The sequence below is a fragment of the Pseudoalteromonas sp. BSi20439 genome (genome assembly GCF_000241165.1).
Taxonomy (GTDB): Bacteria; Pseudomonadota; Gammaproteobacteria; order Enterobacterales; family Alteromonadaceae; genus Pseudoalteromonas.
This window is the reverse complement of sequence record NZ_BADW01000162.1, coordinates 18034-37709: the sequence shown is the minus strand read 5'-3', so window position 1 is coordinate 37709 and position 19676 is coordinate 18034. Positions and strand designations below refer to the sequence as shown.

Genomic DNA, 19676 nt, shown 5'->3' with positions numbered 1-19676 from the left:
TTAATAGCTGCCGTGAGGGTTATTTTCAATTTCATCAACGGTCACTCTGCGCCACATTTTCACATAACACCAGGTGGTGTAAGCTAAAATGAGTGGCACAAATATAACCACAGCAATAAACATAACATTGAGTGTTCTGTGGCTCGAAACCGCATCCCAAATTGTTAAGCTAATATCAGGGTTATTGCTTGAAGGCATAATAAACGGAAATAACGAAACGCCCGCAGTCATAATCACCCCAATTAACATCACACTGGTTGCTAATAATCCCAAAGCGGGCTTATTTACTTTAGAAAACAGCAGTGCACACAGTGCCATTGCAAATACCAAAATAGGGAAGGTCATTGTCCATGGACGTTCACTGTAGTTATTAAGCCATGCGCCTTGAGCAGTGGTAACTACTTTAGCCAGTGGATCTGCATGGCCTTGGGTGTCGCCCATAGAGGCAATTTGATAACCTGTTAGGTTGGCAACCCACACACCGGCCGCTGCAAATAATACTATAAAGGCAAGTAATGAGTAGCGACCATATTGTCCTGAGCGCTCAGCAACTTGATCAGCGGTTCGCAGTTGTAGCCACATTCCCGCGTGTGCAATTAACATGGTAATACTAACTAAGCCGGCAATGAGCGCAAACGGATTAAGTAAGGCAAAAAACGACCCTTGATAACTAACTCTCAATAAATTATCGATATGAAACGGTACACCCAAAAACAAGTTACCAAACGCTACACCAAATACCAGCGCAGGTATGGCACTACCGGCAAACAAGCCCCAGTCCCAGTTATTACGCCAGCGTTTAGAGTCAACTTTAGAGCGATAATCAAAGCCAAGAGGCCTAAAAAATAATGCAAATAACACCAGCATCATGGCAAAGTAAAAACCAGAAAACGCTGCCGCATAAACCATAGGCCACGCTGCAAACAAGGCACCGCCTGCAGTAATAAACCATACTTGGTTACCATCCCAGTGGGCACCAATGGTATTAATAACGGTACGCCGTTCACTGTCTGTTTTGCCCACAAAGCGCAGTAACATAGCAACGCCCATGTCCATACCATCGGTAATGGCAAAACCAATTAACAGCACACCAATAATTAACCACCAGAGCATTTTTAATGTTTCATAATCAAAAATCATGATAGTTCTCCTTTAGCAGCTGTGCTGTGATCAGGTAATTCAAAATGGTACTTACCGGTATGAAGGGAGCTTGGGCCTTGCTTAATAAATTTAATCATTAACCATGCTTCAACAATCGCTAATCCAGTATAGAAAACAATAAAACCGGTCAAGCTAATTAAAATATCATTTACCGTCAGCGATGACGTTGCTAAAAAGGTCGGTAATACTTCAGAAATAGCCCATGGCTGGCGGCCATATTCAGCCACAATCCAACCAAATTCAATAGCAATCCAAGGCAGAGGAATGCTCAATACCGCCGCCCACAACAACCAACGTTTTTGTTCAATAATACGATGGGCGTTGTAATAAAAAGAAAGGATGAATACGCCAAGCATAATTACACCACAGCCAACCATGATCCTAAATGACCAAAACATAGGGCCCACTTTAGGGAAGGAGTCTTTAACGGCTTGTTGTATTTGTGCCTCGCTGGCATCTACCACATTATGAGTGTAACGTTTAAGTAATAAGCCATAGCCTAAATCATCTTTGACGTTATCAAACTTTTCGATATTTGCAGGGGTATCGTCACCTGCGCGAAGTTTTTCTAGGTATTCATAAGCAATCATGCCATTGCGAATACGCTTTTCGTGTTTTTTCTCAAGATCTGAAATACCAATCACTTGCTCATCAAGTGAGCGCGTTGCAATAATACCTAATGCGTAGGGAATTTTTACTGCAGCATGAGTGACTTGCTCTTCTGAGTCAGGGAAACCTATTGCAGTAAAGGCTGCTGGAGCTTCTTCTGTATGCCATTCAGCTTCTATGGTCGCGAGTTTTACTTTTTGTACTTCACCGACTTCGTAGCCAGATTCATCACCGAGTAAAATAACACATAAAATAGAGGCTAAACCAAAGCCAGACGCCACCGAAAACGAACGTTTAGCAAATGCCAAATCACGTCCTTTTAATATGTACCAGCTACTAATCCCAAGCACAAACATAGATGCAGCAACATAACCTGCAGACACAGTATGAATAAATTTAACTTGCGCTACAGGGTTAAATACCAGCTCTGCAAAACTAGTCATTTCCATGCGCATGGTTTGATAGTTAAACTCAGCCCCTACTGGATTTTGCATCCACGCATTAGCAACTAAAATCCATAGCGCAGACATATTTGTGCCCAGCGCCATTAAAAATGTGACCCCTAAATGCTGGCGTTTAGAGAGCCTATCCCAACCTAAAAAGAACATTCCCACAAAGGTTGATTCTAAAAAGAAGGCCATTAAGCCTTCAATGGCCAGTGGCGCACCAAATACATCACCCACATAGTGCGAGTAATACGACCAGTTAGTACCAAACTCAAATTCCATGGTGAGGCCCGTCGCCACGCCAATAGCAAAGTTAATACCAAATAACTTGCCCCAAAACTTAGTCATATCACGATAAATTTCGCGACCGGTCATAACATAAACCGATTCCATGATAACTAAAATCCAGGTCATACCGATTGTTAACGGCACAAATAAAAAATGAAATAGAGCGGTGACAGCAAACTGTAATCGCGATAGATCCACAAAGGTTTCATCTATCATTTTTGGCTCCTTTGGTTGTGATGCAGTGACAGCACAAAGCAATTGTTAATGTTTTAATAAACTTTCAGTAATTTCTGAAAGTTTGCATCATTATTAGCGTTTGTACAATTTTTGTCAATATGTATATTAGAAAACTTTAATATACTATGACATTACATCAGTCTATAAAATACGCAATCATCAATTAAGAGTAAGCGATAAAAAAGTGGTGTGTTTTAAGCGTTTAACCTAGCCTTAAAACACGGTAAACTAATCGGTATGAACGCCGGGTTTACTTGTGAAAAATAGCAAATGAAAAAAGATAAAAAACAACTACGAATTGGTATTGTGGCAGGTGAACTGTCGGGCGATATTTTAGGTGAAGGGCTCATAAAAGCACTTAAAATACACTTTCCTGATGCCACTTTTGAAGGTATTGCAGGCCCTAAAATGCAAGCTCAAGGCTGCAAAACGCTGTTTGATATGGATGAGTTGTCGGTTATGGGGTTGGTTGAAGTCCTAGGCCGTTTACCGCGTTTACTAAAAATTCGCAAACAACTTGTGCAGCACTTTATTGATAATCCTCCTGATGTGTTTATAGGCATTGATGCGCCCGATTTTAATTTACGTGTAGAAAAACCATTAAAAGATGCGGGCATTAAAACTGTGCAATATGTTAGCCCTTCAGTATGGGCGTGGCGTGAAAAACGCATTCACACTATAAGTGCAGCCACTAACTTAGTATTGGCTTTATTACCTTTTGAAAAAGAATTTTACGACAAGCACCAAGTACCTTGTACTTTTGTAGGCCATACATTAGCCGACGACATTGCACTTGAGCACGACGATAGCCAAGCTCGCATCCAACTAGGCTTAAGTGCTGATGACAAGGTGTTAGCGTTATTACCCGGGAGCCGGGGCTCAGAAGTGGGCTTGTTAAGTGAAACCTACATAAAAACAGCGTCTCAGTTGCAAGCACAGAACCCTGCGCTTAAAGTCGTTGTGCCACTGGTGAACGCAAAGCGCAAAGCGCAGTTTATTGCTATTTTAAATGCCACAGCGCCCTCACTTAATGTTAACTTACTGGATGGGCAATCAAATTTAGCTATGCAAGCCGCCGATGCTATATTACTGGCATCAGGTACGGCAACGCTTGAGGGCATGTTATACAAAAAGCCAATGGTGGTTGGTTATAAAATTAAACCACTAAGTTATTGGATTTTTAAAACCTTATTTACCTTTAATATTAAATATTTTTCGTTACCTAATTTATTAGCAGACGAAGAGTTAGTGCCAGAGTTTTTGCAAAGCGAATGTAATGTCGCTAATTTAACCGCGGCACTCACTCCTATGCTAAATAGCGATAATAAAGAATTAAAAGCCCGCTTTTTAGCCATACATGAAAAAATTAGATTAGATGCAAGTAAACAAGCTGCAAATGCAGTGGCGGAGTTAATAAATGCAAATTGAACGACCTAATGTAACCCTAATTGCCGGCGTAGATGAAGTGGGTCGTGGACCGCTGGTGGGTGATGTGGTTACTGCCGCTGTTATTTTAAATCCCGCTAAGCCAATCGCAGGCCTTGCCGATTCTAAAAAATTAACGGATAAAAAACGCCAATTATTAGCCATCGAAATAAAAGAAAAAGCACTGTGTTACGCCATTGGTCGTTGTAGCCCAAGCGAAATAGATGAGCTAAATATATTACAAGCCACCATGCTTGCCATGAGCCGCGCGGTGGAAGCACTTAGCACAGTGCCTGAATTTGTGTTTGTAGATGGAAACCGCCTTCCTAAATTGGCTATGCCTGCTCAAGCAGTGGTGAAAGGCGATAGCTTAGTCGCTGAAATATCAGCCGCGTCTATTTTAGCAAAAGTGGCCCGTGATGATGAAATGATTGAACTTGATGCGCGCTATCCACAATATGGGTTTGCAGGGCATAAGGGGTATCCAACCAAAGCACACTTTGCAGCGCTTGAGCAATACGGCGCTATAGATGAGCATCGTAAGAGCTTTAAACCGGTGCAGCGTGTGCTTGCGCTTTCGGGTAAGGAGTAATTATGCCAGCTCCTGATTTTGTTCACTTACGAGTGCACTCAGACTTTTCGATGGTTGATGGTTTGGCAAAAACCAAACCAATTGTTGCTAAGGCACAAGAGCTTGAAATGCCAGCGCTGGCAATTACCGATCAAATGAACTTTTGTGGTTTAGTGCGTTTTTATGGCGCAGCGCATAATGCGGGTATTAAGCCGATTGTTGGTGCGGATTTTTGGGTACGTAGCCCAGAATTCCCCGACGAACCAAGCCGATTAACATTATTAGCCAAAGATAACATTGGCTATAAAAATATTACTTTATTGATTTCTAAAGCTTACCAACGTGGTCATGTGTTTCATCGCCCAGTGATTGACCGTGAATGGTTAGTTGATTTAAAAGAGGGGCTCATCATACTCTCGGGTGCAAAAGATGGCGATTTAGGAAAAGCATTAATAAAAGGCAACCCCGCTATTATTGAGTCGGTGGTAAGCTTTTATAAACAGCACTTCAGCGATCATTATTATATTGAGCTTATTCGCACCAACCGTGCTCAAGAAGAAAATTATTTGCACATGGCAGTGGAGCTTGCAACCACAGAGCAACTGCCAGTAGTGGCTACCAATGAAGTGGTATTTTTAAAGCCAGAAAACTTTGAAGCCCATGAAATTCGGGTGGCTATTTTTGATGGTTATACCCTAGATGATAAACGCCGACCAAAGCGTTTTTCACAAGAGCAATACCTAAAAACGCCAGAACAAATGGCAGAGCTATTTAGTGATATTCCAGAGGCGTTACAAAATACCGTAGAAATCGCAAAGCGCTGTAATGTAACCGTTCAATTAGGTGAGTATTTCCTACCAGATTACCCTACAGGCTCATTAAAAATTGATGAGTTTTTGGTTAAAGTCTCACAAGATGGACTTGAAGAACGACTGCAATTTTTATTTCCTGATGAACAAGAACGCCAAGAAAAACGCGGCGAATACGATGAGCGTTTAAAGATAGAGCTCGATGTAATTAACCAAATGGGATTTCCTGGTTACTTCTTGATCGTAATGGAATTTATTCAATGGAGTAAAGATAACAATATTCCTGTAGGTCCAGGGCGTGGTTCAGGTGCGGGCTCCTTAGTAGCTTATGCCCTTAAAATTACCGACCTTGATCCACTAGAGTTCGATTTACTCTTCGAGCGCTTCTTGAATCCAGAACGTGTTTCTATGCCCGACTTTGATGTCGATTTTTGTATGGATAGGCGTGATGAAGTAATTGATCACGTATCGGCCTTGTATGGCCGTGATGCGGTATCGCAAATTATTACTTTTGGTACTATGGCGGCCAAAGCGGTTATACGCGATGTAGGCCGGGTACTTGGTCATCCTTATGGATTTGTTGATCGTATTTCTAAGCTTATTCCGGGCGACCCTGGGATGACACTGGCTAAAGCGTTTGACGTTGAACCTCGTTTGCAAGAAGCCTACGACGGCGATGAAGAAGTTAAAGACTTAATCGACATGTGTCGTATTCTTGAGGGTTGTACCCGTAATGCCGGTAAACACGCAGGAGGGGTTGTAATATCGCCGACCACGATTACCGATTTTGCTGCGCTCTATTGTGATGATGAAGGCAAGTTTCCGGTTACTCAGTTTGATAAAAACGATGTAGAAACCGCCGGTTTGGTTAAGTTTGACTTTTTAGGCTTACGTACGCTGACCATCTTACAGTGGGCGCTGGATATGACCAATGAGCGCTTAAAGCGTGAAGGCAAGCAGCCGGTCGATATCAACACCATTCCATTGGATGATAAAAAAAGTATTGAACTACTGCTGCGCGCTGAAACCACCGCGGTATTCCAGCTAGAATCACGCGGCATGAAAGACCTAGTTCGCCGATTAAAGCCCGATTGCTTTGAAGATATGATAGCCTTAGTGGCCTTGTTCCGCCCAGGTCCACTGCAATCAGGCATGGTAGATAACTTCATCGACCGAAAGCTCGGCAGAGAAGAAATCTCATATCCCGATGCGCAATACCAACACGAAAGTTTAAAGCCGATTCTTGAGCCGACATACGGCATTATTTTGTATCAAGAACAAGTTATGCAAATAGCGCAGGTACTGGCCGGTTATACACTGGGCGGCGCCGACATGTTACGTCGTGCTATGGGTAAGAAAAAGCCTGAAGAAATGGCAAAACAGCGTTCAACCTTTGAAGAAGGCGCACGTAACAACGGTATTGACGGCGAACTGGCAATAAAAATATTTGACTTGGTTGAAAAGTTTGCGGGTTACGGTTTTAACAAATCTCACTCAGCAGCTTATGCATTAGTATCGTATCAAACGCTGTGGATGAAAACGCATTATCCGGCCGAGTTTATGGCGGCGGTAATGTCGGCTGATATGGATAACACCGACAAAATAGTCACGCTGGTGGATGAATGTGAAAACATGAAACTCACTTTGTTACCGCCCGATGTAAACGCCGGTGAATACAAGTTTACTGTTAACCTTCAAGGTGAGATTGTTTACGGCATAGGGGCAATTAAAGGTGTGGGTGAAGCGCCGGTTGATGCCATATTAGAGGCGCGAGCAAAAGGCGGCCCATTTAAAGACCTATTTGATTTTTGTGCGCGTGTTGATTTAAAACGCTTAAATAAACGCGTTACCGAGAAATTAATTTATGCAGGCGCATTAGACCAACTAGGGCCTGAAAAAACTCAACCTGGGCGAGCAACACTATTAGCCAGCTTAAAAGATGCGATGCGCGCAGCCGATCAGCACAACAAAGCTGAATTATTAGGGCAAAGTGATTTATTTGGTTTACTTGCTACAGAGCCTGATGAAGTAGAGCAAGCGTTTATAAAAGCGACACCGCTTACGGATAATCAGTGGCTTGATGGCGAAAAAGACACCCTAGGCCTTTACTTAACCGGTCACCCTATAAACCAGTATCGACGAGAGCTTGGGCATTACACCAGTGGTCGACTCATCGACTTACAACCAACTAATCGTGATGTGCTCTCAACTGGAGCAGGTTTAGTGATTGCAGCGAGAACCTTAATTAATAAAAAAGGAAATCGTTGGGGGCTGATAACTTTAGATGACAAAAGCGCCCGAATTGATGTACGCTTGTTTCCAGAACAGTTTGAAATGTACCAAGATATGTTGCAAATCAACAATATTTTGGTGATATCCGGACAGGTCAGCTTTGATAACTTCTCTGGTGGTATTACAATGACCGCCAGAGAAATAAACACCATTGCTCAGGCGCGTGAAAAGCGTATAAAAGCGATTAAGATGACGCTGAATATGGTGCAGATCGAGGCTGGTTTCTTCGACAAATTACAAAAAGTACTCGAACCATACAAAATGGGAACGTGTCCGATCAAGGTATATTATCAACGCCCCGATGCGTTGGTGCAATTAACCCTAGGGATCGAATGGTGTGTTACGCCAAGTGACGACTTAATTCATAAGTTATCGCTGATGGCAGCGCAAAATGTAGAACTAGAATTTAACTAATTAGGTAGTTTAGAGCATGAGCCTCAATTATCTTGATTTTGAGCTTCCAATTGCAGAATTAGAAGCAAAAATTGAAGAATTACAAAATGTAAGCCGCGCTGGCGAATTAGACCTTGGATTAGAAGAGGAAGTCAGCAAACTTAAAGAAAAGAGCGCACAAATGAAGGAGAAAATTTTCTCTGAACTAGGCGCTTGGCAAGTATCACAGTTAGCACGTCATCCGTTGCGTCCTTATACTCGAGATTATATCGAGCGTATTTTCACGGAATTTGACGAATTTGCGGGTGATCGCACGTTTGCTAACGACCCTGCCATTTTAGGCGGCGTAGCCCGTTTAGATGGTGAACCAGTAATGGTGATTGGTCAGCAAAAAGGCCGTGGTACTGCTGAAAAGATTAAACGCAATTTTGGCATGCCAAAACCTGAAGGTTACCGTAAAGCATTGCGCTTAATGGAAATGGCAGAGCGTTTTAAAATGCCAATTATGACCTTTATCGACACCCCAGGTGCATACCCTGGTGTTGGCGCTGAAGAGCGTGGTCAGTCTGAAGCAATTGCACGCAACCTAAAAGTAATGGCCGCACTTAAAGTACCAACAATTTGTACTGTTATTGGTGAAGGTGGTTCAGGTGGTGCATTAGCCATTGGTGTGGGCGACAGAGTAAACATGTTGCAATACAGCACTTACTCGGTTATTTCACCAGAGGGTTGTGCCTCTATTTTATGGAAAAGTGCTGACAAAGCACCATTGGCTGCAGAGGCAATGGGTGTAACAGCAGAGCGTGTTAAAGAGCTAGATTTAATTAATAATTTAGTTGAAGAGCCTCTAGGCGGCGCGCACCGTAATTATGATGCGATGGCGCGTAACTTAAAAGTACGCCTTAAGCGCGATTTAGCAGACCTACAAGCGTTGTCGCTTGAAGAGATGCTTGATCAACGTTACAAGCGTTTAATGTCGTTTGGTTATTGTTAAAAATAGCTAAATGTAGCTAAATAACCTGAACTCTGGATAATAAATCTATCTCAAGCAGCTATTTTCAGCGCTAACTGCGTTGAATTTACTTGCAATAGGCCAGCTATTGACGCGAAAATTCGCCTTGTTTTCACTTTAAATCTCTGGCTAGAGAGAATAAATCTAATTATTACTATGATTCAATATGTTAGTAAATCTCTTAACCAAAGTTCAGGTTAAATAGAGAAAAAAGCCGCCTATGCGGCTTTTTTTTTTTTTTAAATACCGTAACGTAGAGCCTTTATTGTTCGGGTTATTAGCAATTTACTCATTGGGTATATTAATGCACAAAACACCTATTTATCTGCAGGTAAAAAAAGCCCTTAATTACTACTTAGAAAATGGGCAATTCATATTTACAGTAGCCTTATCTGGTGGGGTAGATTCGGTCGTGCTATTGCATATTATGCATGGGTTAAAACAGCAGTACCCGCAATTAGATTTAAGTGCAATTTATGTCAATCATGGCTTAAGTGATAACGCCCATCACTGGCAGCAATTTTGTCAAGCACGCTGTGAGCAGCTTTCAATTGGTTTTAAGGCGGTAAACGTCATTATTGAGCCGAAATCGCGCACCAGTATTGAAGCGCAGGCTCGCGAAGCGCGTTATCAAGCGCTTGATGAACACAGCCCAAGTGATAGTGTTATTTTGTTAGGCCAGCATTTAAATGACCAAGTAGAGACATTTCTACTTCGTTTAAAGCGCGGCTCAGGCTTAAAAGGGCTCGGCGCTATGCAGCAAACTCGCGTGCTTGAAAGTGGCCGTGAGTGCTATAGGCCATTACTTGGGGTAAAACGCAGCGACATAGAAGCGTTTGCGCAGCAATTTAATATTAGCCATATTACTGATGAATCAAACTCCAATGAATGCTTTGATCGTAATTTTTTGCGTCAACAAATCGTGCCCAAGTTGGCAGAGCGTTTTACTGGGTTTGAGCAGTGTACAGCCCGTAGTATAGAATTATTACAACAGCAACAAGCACTGCTTGATGAATATACCCAGCAAGATCTCGCACAGTGTATTAACCAACATCAGGCGCTTAATATACAAAATATGGCTCATTACAGCGCTATTCGCATTGCGAATCTTCTGCGCGCATGGCTGGCTCTATTTACCCATACCATGCCTTCGCAAAAACAGTTAATGCAAATAATGAGTCAGGCTATTCATGCGCAAGCTGATGCGCAAATGGTTATTGAGCTAAGCGGTGGGCAAATACGCCGCCACCAAGGTTATCTGTATTTTGTGCAACCGAGGCCTTTAGCCGTTAATATTGAACGCGTAACAAGTCACGAACTAGTGCTGAATGACGGAAAAATACTACAATGCCTGCAGGGAATAGGTATACGCGCCCCTAAACCTGATGAACAAGTCAGTGTTCGTTTTAACTGTAATAGTGCGCGTATTAAACCACTAAAAAAGCCCGGCAGTAATACCCTTAAGCATTGGTTTAAAGATGCAAAAGTAGCGCCTTGGCTACGTGCTGATATTCCATTAATTTTTTACAATGATGAGCTAGTTCAAGTGGTTGGCTATTTTATTAGTGATAACCACAAAGATGATACTGGTTTTATTTGGGAGTATAAATCATGAGTCAACAACCTCATGTTGGGCTGTCGCTTATAAATAAGGCACCTACTGGCATATTAATTACGCTATTGATTGCGGTTTTAGCGAATGTATTTTTAACCCTTAATATAATTACATTAGGCTACGCTGTGTTGGGCGGTATGGTATGTGCCGCCATTTTACTTGCCTATTGGTTAGGTAAAGGGGGCGTATTTTTCATTTTAGGGGTGAGTATGCCATTACTGTTAGTGCTTTTTACACCGCTTGCGACAATTGCCGCATTGCTTAATTTACTCAGTGGCTTCTTTTTTGGCTTTTGCGCCATGTTGCTCATTTATAAGCACGTGATATTAAAAAAGTAGCGTAAAAAAGCCCAGCGGGGGAGGCTAGGCTTTTTAAAAATAATGTTTTTATTACTTAATAGGCTTTTGCGCAGTTTCGCCCAGATGCTTTTGCTTTATATAAGCCTTTATCTGCGCGAGAAAATATCTCGTTCTGGCAATCGTCGCTATTAGTCAGCGTAAAACCAATACTGGCTGTGACGTTGTATTTAGACATAATCGGTGAGTTTCTGACTAAACGCATAATACGTTCAGCCACCACTTTATTGGTGGTAAAAGCCGGGTCTTCGATTAATATTGAAAACTCATCGCCACCAAAGCGAAATACCGAATCAGTCCCCCTAATACTACTAGATAAAACCGCAGCAAACTCGATTAAAACGTCATCGCCAATTTTATGACCATAGTTGTCATTTACTTGCTTAAAATTATCTAAATCAAGCAGCATTAAACTAAACGAATGACCGTTACGTCGATGATTTTCAAGCTTTTGTAGCAACATGTCATTAAATTGACTACGGTTGTTTAATCCGGTTAATGAATCTTTTGTGGCTAGCCTTAATACACGGTTATACATAAGCGCATTGCGCAATGGATAAATTAGTACACTATGAAAGTGTTGAAGCTTTTTCTCAATAGCCGCACTAAGCGGATATTTTGTATAATAAGTTAATGTGCCTAAGTACTCATTTTCAACTTTTAAATCAAACGAGTACGCTGGATTTTCAACATCACTATTGGGTGTTTTTACATCAATACTTGTTGCTTTAAAATGCACACCAGAAAAATTAAGCAGTTGTTTTGCAAAATTTGCAAACGTTCCTAAAATATCTTCTAAAACTAAGCTCGTTTGCAGTTTAGCTGCTAGCTCATGCAGTGCTGTCGGTGTATTGCTATTATATTGCTCTGCTGAGAACGGCAAAAATTCGCCGCGACCAGAGATACGTTGTGTCAAAATATGAACGTTTTCCACTATTTCTTCCCCCTATAGTATTACTTTTTATAACTAAGCAGGTTATATGCCATATTTACATTCTGGCTGAAACTTATACGGTTGCTACAGTTAAGTTACATTCCATTGATTGATTATAAGGATTGCATTGCAAAATATTAATGCTCAGGTTTTTGGACTTTTAGTTGCTGCGGTTCTATTTGTATGGCTATTTAAGCGAATAGGGCTTCCCCCTGTATTAGCTTATTTAGCGGTAGGTTTACTAGCTGGTGGCCATGGTGTTGGTTGGATGGCACAAAGCCATGAAATGGACTTTATTGCTGAGCTGGGTATTGTGTTTTTGTTATTTAGTTTAGGGCTGGAGTTTTCTGTATCGCGCTTAATGGCAATGCGAAATATCGTATTTGGCTTAGGCTCATTGCAAGTCATAGTCAGCAGTATCTTGCTTATTTTAATCCTTTATTTATTAAATTTTAGTTTATTAACTAGTTTTACCATCGGCATTATTATTATGCTCTCCTCTACGGCAGTGGTTGCTAAATTATTAAAAGAGAGTGGTGATTTAAATAAACGCCGAGGGCAATTGGCAATCGGTGTTTTACTATTTCAAGACATTGCGGTTGTGCCGTTACTCATTATTTTGCCTTTATTTGCCAGCAGTGATCCCAATAGTATTGGTTGGGCATTACTGTTTGCGCTGACTAAAGGCGCGTTTGTGTGCGTATTGCTATGGGCTATTGGCAAGTGGGTTTTGCCCAAGGTGTTTAAAGAAGTGGCACTAGCACGAAGCGATGAGCTGTTTGTATTAACCACGTTATTGGTGTCTTTGTTTGCAGGGTTACTCACATACTCCTTTGGTTTATCAATGGCATTAGGCGCTTTTTTAGCAGGCATGATGCTAGGGGAGAGCCACTATCGTCATCAATTAGAGGCGGATATTCGCCCGTTTCGCGATATTCTCATGGGGTTATTTTTTGTAACCGTGGGGATGCAGTTAGACATTGGTTTTGTTGTTGATCATGCGGGTATTATTATTGTTGCCTTGATGGGCATCTTAATCTTAAAAATTGCCGTAGTGATGTTATCTTCTTTATTTATGGGAGAGCGAAAAAAAGATGCGTTAGCGTGCGCTATAATGTTGTGGCAAATGGGTGAGTTTGGCTTTGTGTTAATTGCACTCGCTGCACAGCATAACTTGCTGAGCGTTGAGCAAGTATCATTTTTAATTGCCATGGGCGTAATTTCTATGGCGCTTACGCCCTATTTAATTGATAAAACTCCTTTTATTTTAAAACGACTAGGCATGTTAGAGCGCGCAAAGTTTGCCTTTGAAGACGAGCTTCAAAGTAGCACGCTTTATCATAACCATGTGGTGATATGCGGTTTTTCTCGAGTAGGACAAACTATTGCCCGCTTTTTATCCCCAGAGGCAATTGATTATGTGGCAATAGAGAGCGACCCCATTTTAGTACAAGAAGGAAAAGCGGCGGGCGAGCCTTTAATATTTGGTCATGTTGAGCAAAAAGATATTTTAAAGTGTGCGGGGGTAGAGCGAGCGCGACTAGTCATTATTACTTTTACCGAATTTCAACAAACTCAAATAGTCATTAATGCCATTAAACAGGTTGCACCTAAGGTTAAAATACTCATAAGAACCCGTGATGATAGTCAGTTAGAGCGCTTAAAAGCGCTAGGGGTTACTGAGGTTGTGCCTGAGGCGCTTGAAGCAAGCTTAATGTTGGTGTCGCATGTTTTGTCAATGTCTGGTGTGCCAATGAGCCGTATTATTCGCCGTGTTAGTAGTGAGCGACGAAACCGTTATAAATTATTGCATAGCTTTTTTGCCGGCGAAAATATTGACAGCGATACCAACTTGCCAGAGCGTTTAGAGTATTTACATGCAATAGCCTTACCAGATAAAGCATTTGCGGTTAATAAAGCAATTAGCGAACTCAATTTAGCAAAAAGAAAAGTGCTAATTAAGGCGCTTCGCCGCGAGGGCGAAGAAATAGACACACCACAAGATCATACCATATTATACGCAAACGATATTTTAGTGCTACAAGGCAAACCGAGGCGAGTAGAGCATGTTGAGCATTACTTGCTCGATGGCATTGAGTAAGAGTAGCCTCTTAGTCTAGCTCTAAAAACTTTCTCATCTCGGGCAGTTGCTTCATGCCATCTTCGTATCCAATTTGAATTAAGTGCTGGGTATAGCGTTTTTCAAATAATAAGTAACTGGTTAAACTCGACTGAGAGCGTTTTTTAACCCCGATCATACGCAGTAACACTTTAATTGCCCAAGGCATATCATCATAGTATTGCGCTGCAATTGCATTAAAGTTTTGCGAGGGGTTAATGATAAAGCTGTCTATTTGTTTTAACTCTTGATGCTTTTGTCTATCGGGTAATAACCCCAGCGTACGATTTACTCGATCTAATCGTTCTAAATCAGATTGCATAGTGTCGGTAAATACACTGTCGAGTAAGTGGCCTGCTACAGCAGAAAGCCCGGGGAAATGCGCAGAGTAACCTGGAGGGTGAGGCTCCTTGGGTTGTTCAACACCAATAATAAATATTTTATTTGCCCCTAAGTGAATAGACGGGCTTAAAGGTGAAAGTTGATGTATAGAACCATCACCAAAGTAGTGGTTATAAATATTTACACTAGGAAAAACCATAGGAATAGCACTTGAGGCCATTAAATGCTCAACATTAATTCGCGTAGCGCGACCTTCGCGTTTTGCTCGCTGCCAAGAATGCTGCGTATTTGACTGAAAAAAAGCAACAGAATCACCGGTCGTATAACTAGATGCTGTAATCGACAGCGCCTCTAAGTAGTCACGATGTAAGTTACGTTCAATTCGATGTAAATCAAGAATATCGTTTAATAGCTTTCTAAGTGGCCGATTATTTAATAAGCTCGCCGGTGGATGGTTTATATGCTCAGACTGAAAACTAGTTAAAATATTACGAGTAATATGACCAAACACACTCAAAAAGTCACTTTTATATACCATAGAGGTGGAAAAGTTTTTCCATACTGTCTCTAGCTTTCTAACGGCTAAATGCATACATGAAGCGTAACACGCTAACGCCGCAGAATTAATTGCGCCAGCAGATGTACCATTTATCACTCTAAAGGGCAGCGGGGCAGTTCTGGGCATACTTTGCGCTAAGGCTTTTAATACGCCGACTTGATAAGCCGCTCGGGCACCACCACCTGTAAGTAATAAGGCAATTTTAGGTTTACTAGGATCGACTTGCTTAATTTTCATGTTACGTATTTAAACTGTTCACTGTCTTTACTTTATTTATGCACTGTAAGTCTTTAAGCTAGAAGAATCAAAGGATACATTAGCTACATTAATAAATAATTAGTGGAGTTAATGAATTAAACCTGTTTAGAGTACTCTAAACAGCATCGCATTTTTATATTTATGGAGTTCGTATGTCAGATAAACCATCAGAATCAGATGTTCAAAAACGTCCGCCGAATAACAACCTTATCTTTGCAGGGGTAATTTTACTAATCATCATTATTGTCGCTGCGTTTGTTTTATTAAAACCAAGTGAATCTCCAAAAACAGTAATGCAGGTTGAAGAACCGGTAAAAGAGCAACCTATTATGGAGCTAAAGCCTGAAAACGACCCTGTGGTGGGTGCGCCTTCTGTTAAACCTGAAAAACCTGCCGAATTAGCCGTTCCAGCTCAGCGTCCAGAGGTTGAGCCCGAAGCCGAGATTGTGCCTTTACCAACGTTAAACGACAGCGACCCTGTAGTCATTGCAAAATTAGATGAATATTTGGGTGATGTAGCGATGAGCTTAGTGCTAAATGATGATGTTATTCGTCGTGGTGTGGTGTTTATCGATAATTTAGCAAAAGGCAAAGTGGCTACCAAGCACACCCCAGTTGCAAAGTTAGAAGAGGGTTTTCGTGTAAACGAAGGCGATATTTTAACAATTGACCCTAATAGTTATGAACGCTATACCCCGTATGTAAAAATATTAACAAGTATGAGTGCAGCACAAGCTGTGCGTTTATATGAAGAATATAAACCGCTGATCAACAGCGCATACACTGAAATTGGCTATAGTGATGATGAGTTTACTCAAACACTTGAAGATGCCATTGACCTGTTACTTGATACTCCTGAGCCAAAAGGCAGTTTACCTCTATTACGTGACTCAGTGACTTATCAGTATGCGTTTTCTGAATGGGAACAATTACCCGCAGCGCAAAAGCAACTTTTACGCATGGGCCCAGAGAATATGAAAAAAGTAAAAGCGGCACTACGTAACATAAAAGCAGAGTTAGAGAGCAATTAATAATCGCTTTAACACCTAAATAGACTGCGATTGTATATGAAGTATGCAATCGCACTTTCTTTTTTGATTATCCCTTGAATAACAGAGCAAAAGTAGAGATAATCTCAATCGCGCCAACCAAGGCCCTCAATGGTAGTCTTATTGGTCCTCTCGCAACACTAGCAGGCGAACCTGGTCAGGCCCGGAAGGGAGCAGCCACAGTTTGTGAAGTGTGTGCCGAGATGTGGCTGGTAAGACTGCCACCCAAATTCCTCATTTGGGTGTATTAAAATTCCATTTATCTATTTTCTAATATTTTATTTTGTTATTCGTACGCTAATTCTAGCTTTTACGCACTTAGCTAATTTTTTGTCATTATAGACAATAGCTAACGGGTAAGTAATAATTAAAACTCGTGATTATACTATACACCGCAGGTGTTCAATAAAGCTATAAAGGGTCAATATGGCATCTCAGAGGAATAAATGGGCGCTGGCAATATTACTCGGGCTTATTGGAGGTTGCGCTAACCTTCTACCTCTGTATTTTTTTGATAGCTCTGAATTTTTATTTGGTCAGACGTTTGTAATACTTAGCCTAGTGTTTGCAGGGCTTCGTTATTCCCTCCTTAGTTTAGCGATTGTAACTGGTTTTTTATTTTATCGCTGGGGGCATAGCTGGACCAGTGTTGTTTATGTACTTGAGCTATTTTGGCTTTATGTCTTTTGTTTAAAGCGTTCTAAGCCAATACTTCCTTTAGGCGCCGTATTTTGGTTTTTAGTGGGCTTACCACTGGTGTGGGTTTTGGGTCACTTTGTTATAGGCCTGCCTTGGCTCACACTTGTTGTGGCTGCCTCAAAATACTTAATCAATGCTATGATAGCGTTGGCTTTGGTTGACTTGGTGAGTATATTTGTCCCCCATGCAAGCCGAGCTTATCAAGGGCAGCCTCTGGCCCGAATATTAAGCTATGTTGTAAGTATAATTATTGCTTTAGTGGTTTTGATCACCAGTGCCTTTTTGGTTAATCAGCATTATTCGCGCTTAGAATACGAAGTAAACACTCAACTTAAAGAAAAATCTCGTTCGATCAGTGCCCAGCTGAGTGATTATTTATTGTTTCATAAAAGTGCCATGGTAATAACCAGTGATGCAATAAGTGCTGGGGTATCAATACAACAGCAGTTAGAGCGGCTAATGGAATTATATCCTGGCTTTGTAACTAGTCTATATGCCAGCTCTGAAGGTTATGTCGAGAAAAGTATGCCGAGTGAATTACTCAGTGGTTTGAGTCAGAGTCAGCGTTATATTAATGATCGTCCTTATTTTGCTCAAGCTCAGCAGTTCCCGTTGGGCTACATCAGTGGTGTTTTTCAAGGCAGAGGATTAGGCGATCAACCCATTGTAGCGCTTTCCGCCCCGATTTATAAAAATGATGAGTTTTATGGGGTCGTTGAGGGATCACTTAAGCTAGATCAATTAGAGCGGTTTATACCAAATTTATTTGAATATAATGGGGATTTACTTGTTCTAGATGCAGATAAAAAAGTGGTATTTAGTTCGTTAAGCCAGTTTGCTGCGCTCAGTGATTTTAAGCAGCAGGAACTTAGTCTTCAAAGCCTCAGTGGCAATCAACTTTTTCGCTCAAATGATAACGAGATGTACCATACAAATCAGTATGTTGACGACAACACAGGTTGGCAGGTTATATCGTTATATAATCGTAAACATTTAACTATGGTGGTAGTGGCTGCATGGTTGCCTACTATGTTATTAGGATTATGCTCTATTGCACTAGTGGTTTTATTTATTCATAAATTTACCCATTTGTTGGTTAAACCCATCATAGAGCTCACTCATTTAATTAATAGCTTTAGTAAAACTAAAAAACACGTATTTAATACAGATTCTAGTTGGTATGAAGTGCTGCAACTACAGCAACAATTTGAAATGTTGGGCAATGCACTACAACACTCAATTAAAAGTTTGCAAACTTCTAATGTAAAAAATGAAGATCTCAATAAACAGCTTAGTCATTTTAATCAGCAATTAGAAGAGAAAGTCGCAGAGCAAACAACTGAATTAACACAAGCAGTTAAACTCGCCAATGAAGCAAATATTGCTAAGTCACAATTTTTAGCAAACATGAGTCACGAACTTCGAACACCTATGAATGGCATATTAGGTATGGGAGAGGTTTTGCTTCGAGATCAGTCCTTAAGTACCGAACAAAAGGAGTTGTTAATCACACAACAAAAAAGTGCAAAAAACTTGCTTAATATTCTTAACGATATTTTAGATTTTTCTAAAATTGAAGCAAATGCCATGGAGTTAAATATTAAGCCTACGCAGCTAACTCCATTTATCGAAAATATACGTTCTTTATTTTCCTCTATTGTTGCTGCCAAAGAGGTAGAATTTACGGTTATTCAATCTAAGAATTTGCCACTGTGCATTAGTGTTGATGAATTACGCTTAAATCAGGTGATCATTAATTTACTCTCTAATGCGTATAAATTTACGCAGCAAGGCTTTGTGAATTTGTCGTTTGATTATCACGATAATAAGCTTCAAGTTAGCGTTGAAGATAGTGGCATTGGTATTGCGAAGGCACAGCAATCACTGTTATTTAGCGAATTTACTCAAGCTGATGTGGGCGTTGCTCGTAAATATGGGGGAACAGGGCTCGGGTTGGCTATTTCTCAAAAGCTGATAAAAATGATGGGCGGTGAAATTCAGTTAAACAGCGAAGAGGGTAAAGGTAGTACGTTTGCGTTTAGTATTAGTGCACCAGAGTCAGCAGACGCTCCCTCAACCTTACCTAAAAAAGCAGCTTTGCAACCAAATCTGCTGGGTAAGCACATACTGTTGGTAGAAGATAATGCGATAAATCGGCAGGTTATTTCAAAAATGTTGGAGCCGACTAAAGCTGTGGTTGTTATGGCCGAGGATGGTATTAAGGCTCTTGATGTATTAAAAGAGCAATCGTTTGATTTGATTTTAATGGATTGCCAAATGCCTAACATGGATGGTTATGAATGCACACGTACGATTAGAGTTATGGAACTTAAAACAGGTTGGCGAGTGCCTATAGTAGCGATTACGGCTAATGCCTATGAAGAAGATAAACAGCGATGCTTAATAGCCGGTATGGATGACTTTATTGCCAAACCAATTAATAGTGATGATTTATACACTGTGATTGGTAATATACTCAGTTGATAATGGTTCAACAGGCAA

Annotated in this window: 13 protein-coding genes and 1 other RNA gene; 10 read left to right on the top strand and 4 right to left on the bottom strand. The window is 40.9% G+C overall.

Translation table 11 applies throughout. The features are described 5' to 3' along the window. Both cydB and P20439_RS12885 read right to left on the bottom strand, forming a co-directional pair. Complete coding sequence (gene cydB, locus P20439_RS12890; RefSeq protein WP_008467499.1) at positions 1-1140, bottom strand: cytochrome d ubiquinol oxidase subunit II; 1140 nt, start codon at positions 1138-1140, stop codon at positions 1-3. After that, complete coding sequence (locus P20439_RS12885; protein WP_008467498.1) at positions 1137-2720, bottom strand: cytochrome ubiquinol oxidase subunit I; 1584 nt, start codon at positions 2718-2720, stop codon at positions 1137-1139. The genes cydB and P20439_RS12885 overlap by 4 nt, the downstream gene beginning before the upstream one ends. A gap of 291 nt (positions 2721-3011) precedes the next feature. Here P20439_RS12885 and lpxB point away from each other — a divergent pair, with 291 nt between their 5' ends. From lpxB to P20439_RS12855, 6 genes are all read left to right on the top strand, one after another. Beyond that, on the top strand, positions 3012-4169 hold the full coding sequence (gene lpxB, locus P20439_RS12880; protein ID WP_008467496.1) for a lipid-A-disaccharide synthase: 1158 nt from the start codon (positions 3012-3014) through the stop codon (positions 4167-4169). Beyond that, the gene (gene rnhB, locus P20439_RS12875; protein WP_008110956.1) at positions 4159-4758 is read left to right on the top strand and encodes a ribonuclease HII; all 600 of its coding nucleotides are present in this window, start codon (positions 4159-4161) and stop codon (positions 4756-4758) included. Before lpxB ends, rnhB begins: the two co-directional genes overlap by 11 nt. Positions 4759-4760: 2 nt before the next feature. Continuing rightward, positions 4761-8252 (top strand): DNA polymerase III subunit alpha, encoded by a 3492-nt coding sequence (gene dnaE / locus P20439_RS12870; RefSeq protein WP_008467494.1) that lies wholly within the window; start codon positions 4761-4763, stop codon positions 8250-8252. Positions 8253-8268: 16 nt separating this feature from the next. Beyond that, positions 8269-9225, top strand: coding sequence for an acetyl-CoA carboxylase carboxyl transferase subunit alpha (gene accA, locus P20439_RS12865; protein WP_008467493.1), 957 nt, complete (start codon positions 8269-8271; stop codon positions 9223-9225). Positions 9226-9547: 322 nt separating this feature from the next. Beyond that, the gene (gene tilS / locus P20439_RS12860; RefSeq protein ID WP_008467491.1) at positions 9548-10858 is read left to right on the top strand and encodes a tRNA lysidine(34) synthetase TilS; all 1311 of its coding nucleotides are present in this window, start codon (positions 9548-9550) and stop codon (positions 10856-10858) included. Continuing rightward, positions 10855-11196 (top strand): hypothetical protein, encoded by a 342-nt coding sequence (locus P20439_RS12855; RefSeq protein WP_008467489.1) that lies wholly within the window; start codon positions 10855-10857, stop codon positions 11194-11196. The genes tilS and P20439_RS12855 overlap by 4 nt, the downstream gene beginning before the upstream one ends. 55 nt (positions 11197-11251) lie before the next feature. Here P20439_RS12855 and P20439_RS12850 read toward each other — a convergent pair whose 3' ends face one another. Continuing rightward, the gene (locus P20439_RS12850; protein WP_008467488.1) at positions 11252-12148 is read right to left on the bottom strand and encodes a GGDEF domain-containing protein; all 897 of its coding nucleotides are present in this window, start codon (positions 12146-12148) and stop codon (positions 11252-11254) included. A gap of 127 nt (positions 12149-12275) precedes the next feature. Here P20439_RS12850 and P20439_RS12845 point away from each other — a divergent pair, with 127 nt between their 5' ends. Further along, complete coding sequence (locus P20439_RS12845; RefSeq protein WP_008467486.1) at positions 12276-14249, top strand: monovalent cation:proton antiporter-2 (CPA2) family protein; 1974 nt, start codon at positions 12276-12278, stop codon at positions 14247-14249. A 10-nt stretch (positions 14250-14259) separates the two neighbouring features. Here the strand turns inward: P20439_RS12845 and P20439_RS12840 are convergent, their stop codons facing one another. Next, positions 14260-15405: a patatin-like phospholipase family protein gene (locus P20439_RS12840; RefSeq protein WP_008467484.1), complete on the bottom strand. Its 1146-nt coding sequence runs from the start codon at positions 15403-15405 to the stop codon at positions 14260-14262. Between the two features lie 173 nt (positions 15406-15578). Between P20439_RS12840 and P20439_RS12835 the strand changes: the two genes are divergently transcribed. From P20439_RS12835 to P20439_RS12825, 3 genes are all read left to right on the top strand, one after another. Beyond that, positions 15579-16457 carry a DUF3014 domain-containing protein gene (locus P20439_RS12835; RefSeq protein WP_008467482.1) on the top strand — a complete coding sequence of 293 codons (879 nt, stop codon included), beginning with the start codon at positions 15579-15581 and terminating at the stop codon, positions 16455-16457. Between the two features lie 139 nt (positions 16458-16596). Continuing rightward, an RNA gene (gene ffs / locus P20439_RS18295) (signal recognition particle sRNA small type) lies at positions 16597-16693 on the top strand. Positions 16694-16901: 208 nt separating this feature from the next. After that, the gene (locus tag P20439_RS12825; RefSeq protein WP_008110938.1) at positions 16902-19658 is read left to right on the top strand and encodes a response regulator; all 2757 of its coding nucleotides are present in this window, start codon (positions 16902-16904) and stop codon (positions 19656-19658) included. The last annotated feature ends 18 nt before the right edge of the window (positions 19659-19676 follow it).

What these genes read in the sequence shown, in the direction of transcription:
- cydB (WP_008467499.1), bottom strand. Translation starts at nt 1,140, where the DNA reads ATGATTTTTGATTATGAAACATTAAAAATGCTCTGGTGGTTAATTATT.
- P20439_RS12885 (WP_008467498.1), bottom strand. Translation starts at nt 2,720, where the DNA reads ATGATAGATGAAACCTTTGTGGATCTATCGCGATTACAGTTTGCTGTC.
- lpxB (WP_008467496.1), top strand. Translation starts at nt 3,012, where the DNA reads ATGAAAAAAGATAAAAAACAACTACGAATTGGTATTGTGGCAGGTGAA.
- rnhB (WP_008110956.1), top strand. Translation starts at nt 4,159, where the DNA reads ATGCAAATTGAACGACCTAATGTAACCCTAATTGCCGGCGTAGATGAA.
- dnaE (WP_008467494.1), top strand. Translation starts at nt 4,761, where the DNA reads ATGCCAGCTCCTGATTTTGTTCACTTACGAGTGCACTCAGACTTTTCG.
- accA (WP_008467493.1), top strand. Translation starts at nt 8,269, where the DNA reads ATGAGCCTCAATTATCTTGATTTTGAGCTTCCAATTGCAGAATTAGAA.
- tilS (WP_008467491.1), top strand. Translation starts at nt 9,548, where the DNA reads ATGCACAAAACACCTATTTATCTGCAGGTAAAAAAAGCCCTTAATTAC.
- P20439_RS12855 (WP_008467489.1), top strand. Translation starts at nt 10,855, where the DNA reads ATGAGTCAACAACCTCATGTTGGGCTGTCGCTTATAAATAAGGCACCT.
- P20439_RS12840 (WP_008467484.1), bottom strand. Translation starts at nt 15,405, where the DNA reads ATGAAAATTAAGCAAGTCGATCCTAGTAAACCTAAAATTGCCTTATTA.
- P20439_RS12835 (WP_008467482.1), top strand. Translation starts at nt 15,579, where the DNA reads ATGTCAGATAAACCATCAGAATCAGATGTTCAAAAACGTCCGCCGAAT.
- P20439_RS12825 (WP_008110938.1), top strand. Translation starts at nt 16,902, where the DNA reads ATGGCATCTCAGAGGAATAAATGGGCGCTGGCAATATTACTCGGGCTT.